Source organism: Mesorhizobium sp. CC13 (assembly GCF_039907765.1).
Lineage (GTDB): Bacteria > Pseudomonadota > Alphaproteobacteria > Rhizobiales > Rhizobiaceae > Aminobacter.
Genome location: NZ_JARDJI010000002.1, coordinates 25,421 through 35,556, shown reverse-complemented (window position 1 = coordinate 35,556; position 10,136 = coordinate 25,421). Strand labels below are relative to the sequence as shown.

3 protein-coding genes are annotated in these 10,136 nt (G+C 69.1%); 2 read left to right on the top strand and 1 reads right to left on the bottom strand.

Going from position 1 to position 10,136, the window contains the following annotated elements:
• Window positions 1-5 precede the first annotated feature (5 nt).
• Window positions 6-1,940 (bottom strand): autotransporter assembly complex family protein, encoded by a 1,935-nt coding sequence (locus PV773_RS03200; protein ID WP_347964961.1) that lies wholly within the window; start codon window positions 1,938-1,940, stop codon window positions 6-8.
• 282 nt (window positions 1,941-2,222) lie between these two features.
• On the opposite strand from PV773_RS03200, the gene PV773_RS03195 reads away from it, so the two are divergent.
• Complete coding sequence (locus PV773_RS03195) at window positions 2,223-7,682, top strand: alpha-2-macroglobulin family protein (protein WP_347965415.1); 5,460 nt, start codon at window positions 2,223-2,225, stop codon at window positions 7,680-7,682.
• A gap of 172 nt (window positions 7,683-7,854) precedes the next feature.
• Window positions 7,855-9,954 carry a penicillin-binding protein 1C gene (gene pbpC / locus PV773_RS03190; protein WP_347964960.1) on the top strand — a complete coding sequence of 700 codons (2,100 nt, stop codon included), beginning with the start codon at window positions 7,855-7,857 and terminating at the stop codon, window positions 9,952-9,954.
• Window positions 9,955-10,136 lie beyond the last annotated feature (182 nt).

The following is a 10,136-nucleotide window of genomic DNA, read 5'->3' as shown; positions in this document are numbered from 1 at the left end:
CGAGCCTAGAACGACTGGCCGACGCCGGCATAGATGCCGTAGCTCGGATCGCCGGGGCCGGGGTTGAGCGGCACGGCGACGTCGACGCGCAGCGGGCCGAACGGCGTGAGGTAGCGCACGCCGATGCCGGCGCCGACCTTCACGCTCGAGAAGTTCGGGAACTGCTTGGTCGAAACCGTGCCGGCGTCGATGAAGGGCACGATGCCGAACTTGTCGTTGACGGCATAGCGCATCTCCACCGAGGTCTCGGCATAGGACAGGCCGCCGGTGGGCTGGTCGCCGGACTTGGGGCCGATGCCCTGGTAGGCGTAGCCGCGCACCGACCCGCCGCCGCCGGAATAGAAGCGCCGGTCGGCCGGCACGTCCTCGAGGCTGGCGCCGAGGATCGAGCCCATGCCGACGCGGCCGGCGAGCACGAAGCGGTTGTCGGCGCCGAGGCCGTAATAGGCCGAGCCCTCGCCCTTCAGCTTGACGAAGGCCTTGCCGTTGAGCGTGTCGTAGGTGGGCTCGATATAGGCGAGCGCGCGGAAGCCGCTGGTCGGGTTCAGCTTGTCGTCGCGGCTGTCGTAGACATATTGCAGCGGCAGGCTGACCAGGAGGTAGCGCTTGCCGTCGGGATTGAGCGCGTCCTCGATGTCGGAATAGTCGACCGCGACCTCGGCCGAAACGGTCTGCTGCTGGGTCAGCTCGTAGGAGACGCCAGCGCCGCCCTTGACCGAGAAGCGGTCGTAGGCGTCGGGATGCTCGAACACCACCTTGGCGTTGGCGAAGAACTTCGACGCCGGGCCGATTACCCCCGGCTTCTCGAACATGATGCCGGCATTGTAGTTGAGCTGGCCGAGTTCGGTGGTGTCGCCGATGCGGCTGATGGCGCCGCCGATGCGCAGCTTCTCGGCGCGCCCGAACAGGTTGCGGTGGCCCCAATAGCCTTCGATGCCGGCGCCCTCGGTGTTGGAGAAGGTGGCGCCGGCGCCGAAATAGCGCATCTTGCGCTCGCTGACGCGGACGTCGATGGGGATCTGGCCGGCAGGATCGAGCGCCGCCGCCTCGCTGATCGAGACGCTGGAGAAGACGTCGAGCGCCAGAAGACGGTCGCGCGCGTCGTCGATTTCCTTGGGCGAGTAGCGGCGGCCGCGCTCCAGCCCGGTCATGTAGACGGTGAAGTCGCGGTCGACCGCCTCGGTGCCCTCCACGGAGGTGTCGCCGTAGCCGGCGATGGGGCCCGCCTCGACGCCGAGCGTGACATCGAGCGTGGTGGTGGCGTGGTCGGCGACGATTGCGCGGTCGGTGACGCGCGCCAGCGGCCGGCCTTCCTCCTTCAGCGCCCGCACGATCTCGGCCTCGGCCTTGAGGATGGCGTCGGACGAGGCGTCGCCGCCAGCGATCAGGCCGAAGTCGGCGCCGCGGATGCCGGCCGCGTCGCCCTTGAGCACGATGTCGCCCAGGGTGAACTGCGATCCCGGCTGGATGCGGACGGTGACCGGGACGGGCTGGGGGCCGTCGAACACGGCGTCGGGTTCGAGCTCGTCGAGCGCCCTGCCGGCGATGGAGATCTCGACGACGCCGTCGTAGCGCGCCCGGGAGAAGAGTGCCGCGATCAGCCGCTCGCGGTCGCTGCGCGCCTTGGCGAGCAGGCCGAGCGAACCGGAGACCGGACGCTCCTCCTCGCTCTTGAGCAGGGAGACGTTCTCGAGCGCCTCGCGCAGGTCGTCGTCGTCACCAGTGACCTCGAAGGTGACGGCATAGTCGAGCGGATCGACGATGTCGGCGTCCTCGTCCTTGTCCGAGCCCCAAAGCCTGATGCCGAAGATCTCGAGCGCCGACGCCTGGCGCGCTTCGACGGCGAGAATCGTTGTGGCCAACAGCGCTGCCATCGCCGCGCGCCAAAGCACGCGGGCGCGGGCAGGACCATCGATTCCACGCTTACGCCGCACAAACATCAAGCCAACGTAACCTTCAAATCTAAAATTGGAATGAAGTTTCTGTGCATTCGTAAAGCAGACACAATCGAGGCGCGAGATTCCAGTGGGCGAAAGGTCGGGCCCCGCGATAGGGATTCGGCGGTTCATCGGGGCAACCGCATGGTGGGGGCAATACCATGCACGGCTTCCAAGACAAACGACAACCTTGGCGAGCACTCGCCTGCAGGCTTCCGTATTGCCTGTAGTGAGGCTAGCCTGAATGCGACTTGAACGGCGACGAGCCTGTCGGAGGGACTGATGATGCGTGCGGCGCGTGTTTTTCCGGTATTCGTTCTTTTCCTGCTCGGCTGGACACTTGGGGCGGCGGCGCTCGAGGCCCGGCGCGTGGTGACCACCGACAACAGCGACTATTTCGGCTTCGACCTGAGGTCGGAGCAGAACGTGACGCTCGACCAGTGCCAGACCTCCTGCCTGGGCGATTCGGCCTGCCGCGCCTTCACCTACAGCACCAAGGCCAAGTGGTGCTTCCTCAAGTCCGACTTCGCGACCATCAAGCCGTTCAGCGGCGCGGTCGCCGGCAAGGTGGTGCCGGTCAATGGCGATCCCGACATCGGCGCGCCGGCCGGACTGTCGTTCTTCCCCGCCGCGTTCGCGGAGGAAGCCCGCAAGTTTCGCGCCGAGGTCACCGGCGGCCAGATCGACGGCAGCGAAGGCCTGGCCGGGCTGATCGATACCGGCGAGGCCGCCGTCCGGGGCGGCGACGGCCGCGCGGCCAGCCAGAAATTCCGCGCCGCGCTGAAGATCCTGCCCGACGACACCGCGATCTGGAACCGGCTGGCCAATGCCGTGCTTTCGATCCAGCCCAACGACGGCAACGAGACGGCCAACCAGCAGCGCGACGCCACCGCCAGCGCCTATAACGCCTACCTGCTGTCGCGCACCGCCAAGGTGCGCGCCGAGAGCCTGACGCTCATCGCCCGCGCCCTCGACAAGCGCGACATGTTTCGCCCGGCGCTGCAGGCCTACGAGGCGGGCCTCGCCCTCGACAACTCGGCCTCGGTGCGCGCCGAGTACGAAGATCTCAAGGCCCGCAAGGGCTTCCGCGTCGTCGACCACTCGATCGACGCCGACACCACCTCGCCGCGCGTCTGCGCCCAGTTCTCCGAGGCGCTCGTCAAGGCCGGCGTCGACTACACCCCCTTCGTGACCGTCGACGATGCCGCCCCGAAGGCCGTCGAGGCCAAGGGCCAGCAGATCTGCGTCGAGGGGCTGGAGCACGGCAAGCACTATCGCGTCACCTTCCGCCCCGGCCTGCCGGCGGCGATCGGCGAGGTGCTGGAGGCGCCGGTGGTGCTCAGCGTCTACATCCAGGACCGGGCGCAGTCGGCCCGCTTCACCGGCGACAGCTTCGTGCTGCCCTCGACCGCCCGCCGCGGCATCCCGGTGGTGACGGTCAACATGGACGCGGCGGCGATGAAGCTCTACCGCATCGGCGACCGCTCGCTGGCGCAGCTGCTCTCCGGCTACCAGTTCCTGCGCCAGCTCGACAGCTATGACCTGTCGAGCATCTCCGACCAGATGGGCGAACCCATCTGGGAGGGCCAGCTGGTCATCGCCAACGAGCTCAACAAGGAAGTGACGACCTCCTTCCCCGTCGACGAGGCGCTGCCCAGCCGCAAGCCGGGCGTCTATGTGCTGACGGCCCAGCCGCTCGACGACAGGAGCGAGGAGTGGGCGACCAAGGCAACGCAATGGTTCGTGGTCTCCGACATCGGGCTTTCGACCTATACCGGCCAGGACGGGCTCAACGTCTTCGTCCGCTCGCTGGCGACCGCAAAGCCCATCGCCGACACGGAAGTGACCCTGCTCGCCCGCAACAACGAGGTCCTCGGCACCGCCAGGACCGACGCCGAGGGCCGCGCCACCTTCAATCCCGGCCTGACCCGCGGCGACTCCGGCCTTGCGCCGGCGGTACTGATGGCGGGCAAGGGGGGCGACGACTTCGTCTTCCTCGACATGACCAGGGCCGGCTTCGACCTGTCCGACCGCGGCGTGACCGGCCGCGCCGCACCCGGCGCGCTCGACGTCTATGCCTGGACCGAGCGCGGCATCTACCGCGTCGGCGAGACTGTGCATGCGGCGGCCCTTGCCCGCGACGACGCGGCCCGCGCCAACGACCTGCCGCTGACCTTCATCTTCACCCGTCCCGACGGCGTCGAGGACCGGCGCATCGTCAGCCAGGGCGGCAATGCCGGCGGCCACGCCGTCGACCTGCCCCTGTCCAGCGCCGCCATGCGCGGCACCTGGAGCCTCGGCATCCACACCGATCCCAAGCAGCCGGCGGTCGCCAGCCAGATGTTCCTTGTCGAGGACTTCGTTCCCGACCGCATCGAGTTCGACCTCACCGCCGACCGCAAGGAGATCGCGGTGGGCGAGACAGCCACGGCCACCGTCGACGGGCGCTTCCTCTATGGCGCGCCGGCCGCGGGCCTGGCGATCGAGGGTGAGGTGACGCTGTCGACCAAGCGCGAGTGGGACGCCTTCAAAGGCTACTATTTCGGCCTCGCCGACGAACAGGAAGGCGAAGCGACCCGCATTCCGCTGACCGGCCTGCCCGTGATCGGCGACGACGGCAAGGCAACCTTCCCCGTCGAGATCGGCTCGGTGCCCTCGACCACGCGCCTGATCAACGCGGCGCTGACGCTGCGCATGCGCGAGACCGGCGGCCGCGCCGTCGAGGAGCGGCTCGACATCGGCATCCTGCCGCAGGGCACGATGATCGGCATCCGTCCCGACTTCTCCGGCGAGGAGGTGCCGCAGGGCGGCACCGCCAAGTTCAGCCTGATCGCGGCCCAGCCCGACGGCAAGCGCGCCGAACTCAAGGGCGCGCAGTGGTCGCTGGTCAAGGTCGAGCGGAACTACCAGTGGTACCGCTCGGGCAGTTCTTGGAACTACGAGCCGGTGACCTTCACCAAGTCGATCGCGACCGGCCAGGTGGACCTCGACGCCAACGGCGAGCCGAGCGTTTCGCTGCCGGTCGACTGGGGCCGCTACCGCCTGGAGGTGGAGACCGCCGACCCGGCCGGACCGGCCTCGAGCTACGAGTTCGATGCCGGCTGGTACGTTGCCGCAACCTCGACCGAAACGCCCGACGGCCTCGAAGTGGCGCTCGACAAGGAGAGCTATGCCGCCGGCGAGGTGGCCAAGCTGAAGGTTTCGCCGCGCTTCGCCGGCGAGCTTCTGGTCACCATCGGCGCCGAGAAGCTGATCAGGACCGTCACCGCCAGCGTGCCGGCCGACGGCGCCACCATCGACATCCCGGTCGGCGACGACTGGGGCGCCGGCGCCTATGTGACGGCCACGCTCTACCGGCCCGGCGAGGCGCAGGAATCGCGCATGCCGGCCCGCGCCATCGGCCTGAAATGGCTGGCGGTCGACCCCGCCGACAAGAAGCTCGGCGTGGCACTCACGCTTCCCGAGAAGACCGAGCCGCGCAAGACGCTGTCGATCCCGGTCGCCGTGACCGGGGCGAAGGCCGGCGACAAGGCCTATGTGATGGTCGCCGCCGTCGACGTCGGCATCCTCAACCTCACCAACTACAGGGCGCCCGACCCCGAGGACTGGTATTTCGGCCAGCGCATGATGGGGCTCGAGATCCGCGACCTCTACGGCCGGCTGATCGACGGCTCGCTGGGGGCGACGGGCAAGCTGCGCACCGGCGGCGACGGCGCCTCCATGACCTCGCAGGGCAGCCCGCCCAAGGAGAAGCTGGTCGCCTTCTTCTCCGGCGTCGTCGAGCTCGATGCAGACGGCAAGGCCACCGTCGACTTCGACATTCCTCAGTTCAACGGGACGGTGCGCGTGATGAGCGTGGCCTGGACCAGGGATGCCGTGGGACGCGCCGTCGGCGACGTGATCGTGCGCGATCCGATCGTGCTGACCGCCGGCATGCCGCGCTTCATGGCCCCCGGCGATTTCGCCGAGATGACGCTCGACGTCGCCAACACCGATGCCCCGTCGGGCGACTACACGCTGTCGGTCGACACCACCGGCGATCTTTCCACCGGCGATGCCGCCCTGCCGCAGAAGCTTGCGCTGGAGCCCGGCAAGCGCCAGACGGTGAAAATCCCGCTGATGCCGGTGACGGCGGGCACGGCAGGCTTGACGATCCGCCTCGCCAATGCCGAGGGCCTGACGGTCGAGCAGGAGCTTTCCATCCCCGTGCGGCCCGGCCAGTTGCCGGTGACCACGCGCATGGTCGTCGACCTCAAGCCCAACGCATCGCTGCGCATCGACAAGGAGCTGCTCGCGGCGAGCCTGCTGCAGGATGCCCATGTCAGCGTGGGCGTGTCGCAGGCCTCGGCCTTCGACGTGCCGTCGCTCCTGATGACGCTCGACCGCTACCCCTATGGCTGCGCCGAGCAGACGACCAGCCGGGCCTTGCCGCTGCTCTATCTCAGCGAGCTCAGCGGCGACTACGGCATGGCCGGCGATCCGCAGCTGCGCGAACGCATCCAGGGCGCGATCTACCGCGTGCTCAACTACCAGGCTTCTTCGGGCAGCTTCGGCCTGTGGGGGCCGGGCTCCGGCGACCTCTGGCTCGACGCCTATGTCTCCGACTTCCTGACCCGGGCGCGTGAAAAGGGCTTCGAGGTGCCGCAGCAGGCGATGATGCAGGCGCTCAACAACCTGCAGAACTCGATCGGCTACGACGTCGACGTCGAGGACCGCGGCTCGGAGATCGCCTATGCGCTCTACGTGCTGGCGCGCAACAAGCAGGCCTCGGTGGGCGACCTGCGCTACTTCGCCGACACCAAGCTGGAGGCCTTCACCAGCCCGATGGCAGTGGCCCAGCTGGGCGCCAGCCTCGCGCTCTATGGCGACGCCCAGCGCTCGGAGCAGACCTTCGACGCAGCACTTCAGCTCGCCAAGGCCGCGACCGACTACGACTGGTACCGCTCGGACTACGGTTCGCGCCTGCGCGACGGCGCTGCCATGCTGGCGCTGGCCGCCGAGAGCAAGCCGATGCCGTCGGTGGTGCCGGCACTGGTGAAGATGGTCGCGGCGGACCGCGTCACCGCGAACTGGACCAGCACCCAGGACGATGCCTGGATGCTGCTTGCGGCACGCGCGCTCAAGTCCGGCAACGAGGCGATCTCGCTCGACGTCAACGGTACGGCGCGCAGCGGCGCCTATTCGGAGCGGGTCGGCGGGGCGGACCTTTTGGTCAACCCGATCGTGGTGTCGAACACCGGCAAGGATGCGCTTCAGGCGGTGGTGACGACGGTGGCGCCGCCGGTGCAGCCGCTGCCGGCGGGCGGCGACGGCTTCACCATCGAGCGCACCTACTACCGGCTCGACGGCAGCGAGGCCAACGTGACCGAGGTGAAGCAGAACGAACGCTTCGTCGTCGTGCTCAAGGTCGGCGAGCTCAACGACTGGCCCTCGCGCATCGTCGTCGCCGACATGCTGCCCGCCGGCTTCGAGATCGACAATCCGGGGCTGGTCAACAGCGCCAACCTGTCGAACTTCCCGTGGCTGGAACAGACGGAGGCCGCACATCTCGAATTCCGCAACGACCGCTTCGTCGCCGCCATGGACAGCGGCGAAGGCGCCGACCAGGAATTCACCCTGGCCTATGTCGTCCGCGCGGTGACGCCGGGCGTCTATGCCCACCCGGCGGCGAATGTCGAGGACATGTACCGTCCGCAATATTCGGCGCGCACGGCCACCGGCATGATGGAGGTGAAGGCGGAGTAGCCATGTCTGCTTTCAGTCCGGCGCCGATTTTGATGGCAAGGTCTGCGCCGCCCCTCATCCGCCTGCCGGCACCTTCTCCCCGTCAAGAACGGGGAGAAGGGACAAGCGGCCACGCCGACGCCCCCCTCTCTCCGTTTTTCACGGGGAGAGGGTAAGGGTGAGGGGCAGAGCAATGCTCTCCGCACAGATCATCCGCAGGATCGCCCTCTGGACGACAGGTGCAGTCACCCTGGCTATGCTGGCCGTCGGCGGCCTTGTCGTGCTCGACCGAGCCTTCCCCCCGCCCCTGCCCGAAAAACTCGTCGTCTCGGACGAGGTCGTCGACCGCGACGGCCAGCTGTTGCGCGCCTATGCGACGCCGTCCGGGCATTGGCGGCTCGGCGTCGGCCTCGACGACGTCGACCCGGAACTGGTGAAGATGCTGGTCGCCTATGAGGACAAGCGCTTCTGGGAGCATGAGGGGGTCGATTTCCTGGCACTCGGCCGCGCCGCCTGGCAGTTCGCCAGCAACGGCAGGATCGTCTCCGGCGGTTCGACGCTGTCGATGCAGCTGGCGCGGCTGATCGAGCCGCGCGCCGAACGCAGCTTCGGCTCCAAGCTCAGGCAGCTTGCCCGCGCCGTGCAGATCGAGCGACGGCTGTCGAAAGAGCAAATCCTAGAACGCTATCTCACGCTCGCCCCCTATGGCGGCAACCTGGAAGGCGTGCGCGCCGCTGCGCTCGCCTATTTCGGCAAGGAGCCGAAGCGCCTGACCGTGTCCGAGGCGGCGCTGCTGGTGGCGCTGCCGCAACTGCCGGAGCGGCGCCGGCCCGACAGGAACCCGGACAACGCCCAGGTGGCGCGCGACCGGGTGCTGGGGCGGATGGTGACGGCGGGGCTGCTCGGCGAGGCCGAGGCGGCGCGCGCGGCGCTCGAGGACGTCGGCACCACCCGTCTCGCGCTGCCCGCCATGGCGCCGCACGCGGCCGACCTGGCGTTGCGCAATGCGCCCGGCATCGTCAGGCACCGGCTCACCTTGCGCAAGAGCGTGCAGGCCGGGCTCGAGGCGGTGGCGCGCGAGGCCGGACAACGGCTCGGGCCGCGCATATCGGTCGCCCTGGTGATGGCCGACGCCATGACCGGCGAGATCCTCGGCGAGGTCGGCTCGGCCGACTATCTCGATGCGTCCCGCTCCGGCTGGATCGACATGACCCGGACGGTGCGCTCGCCCGGCTCGACGCTGAAGCCCTTCATCTACGGGCTCGCCTTCGAGCAGGGGCTGGTGGCGCAGGAAACGCTGATCGAGGACCGGCCGGCCGATTTCGCCGGCTACCGGCCGAAGAACTTCGACATGAGCTACCAGGGCGACGTGTCGGTGCGCCAGGCGCTGCAGCTGTCGCTCAACGTGCCGGCGATCCGCCTGCTCGATGCGGTCGGGCCGCAGCGGCTGACGGCGCGCTTCCGCCAGGCCGGCGTGACGCCTTCGCTGCCGCCGGGCGAGGTGCCGGGGCTCGCCATCGGACTGGGTGGCGTCGGCGTTTCGCTGCGCGACCTCGTCCAGCTCTACACCGGGCTCGCCAATGGCGGCCGCGCCAAGGTTCTCCGCGACGGCACGGAGACACAGACTCCTGCCCCGCTTGCCAACGGCACGATCCTCGAGGAGCAGGCGGCCTGGCAGGTGGCGGACATCCTTGCCGGCGTGCGCGCGCCCGAAGGGGCGGCCAAGCGCAGCATCGCCTACAAGACCGGCACCTCCTACGGCTACCGCGACGCCTGGTCGGTCGGCTATGACGGCCGCTACGTGCTGGGCGTGTGGGCCGGACGCGCCGATGCCGGCGCGGTGCCCGGCCTGTCCGGCTACGTCTCGGCCGCGCCGATCCTGTTCGAGGGCTTTGCCCGTTCGGGCCTGCCGGCGATGCCGCTGCCGCAGGCGCCCGCAGGTGCCCTGCGCCTGGCCCGCGCCGACCTGCCGGTGACGCTCGAACGCTTCTCCTCGGCCGGCCAGCTGCCGACGGTCGTCACTGCCGCCGTCACCGAGCCCGCGCCGCAGATCGTGTTCCCGCCCGACGGCGCCAGGGTCGAGCTCGGCGCGGCGAGCGGCGGCACGAGCCCGCTGGTGCTCAAGCTGCAGGGCGGCCGCGCGCCGTTCCGCTGGCTCGCCAACGGCAAGCCGCTCAACACGGTCGAGCGTCGCCGCGAGGCCACCTGGCAGCCCGACGGCGCGGGCTATTCGACGCTGACCGTGATCGACGCGGCGGGACGTGCGGCGAGCGTGCGGGTGTTCGTGGAGTAGATCGATCCATGCCGTGACGGCTGCACCAATGCCCGTGCAGAATATTTCGACTGGGCGCAAATTCCGTGGGGCTGCAACCAAGCTCATCCCCGGCCGCGGCCCCTTGCCCGCCCCAACAACTCCGCTAGCTGTCATGGTCTGTGGCGAATCGTTGCTCCGCCGGTCAGGACTTTTTGGGCGAG

Coding starts and splice junctions, on each gene's coding strand:
- PV773_RS03200 (WP_347964961.1), bottom strand. CDS start 1,940: ATGTTTGTGCGGCGTAAGCGTGGAATCGATGGTCCTGCCCGCGCCCGC.
- PV773_RS03195 (WP_347965415.1), top strand. CDS start 2,223: ATGCGTGCGGCGCGTGTTTTTCCGGTATTCGTTCTTTTCCTGCTCGGC.
- pbpC (WP_347964960.1), top strand. CDS start 7,855: ATGCTCTCCGCACAGATCATCCGCAGGATCGCCCTCTGGACGACAGGT.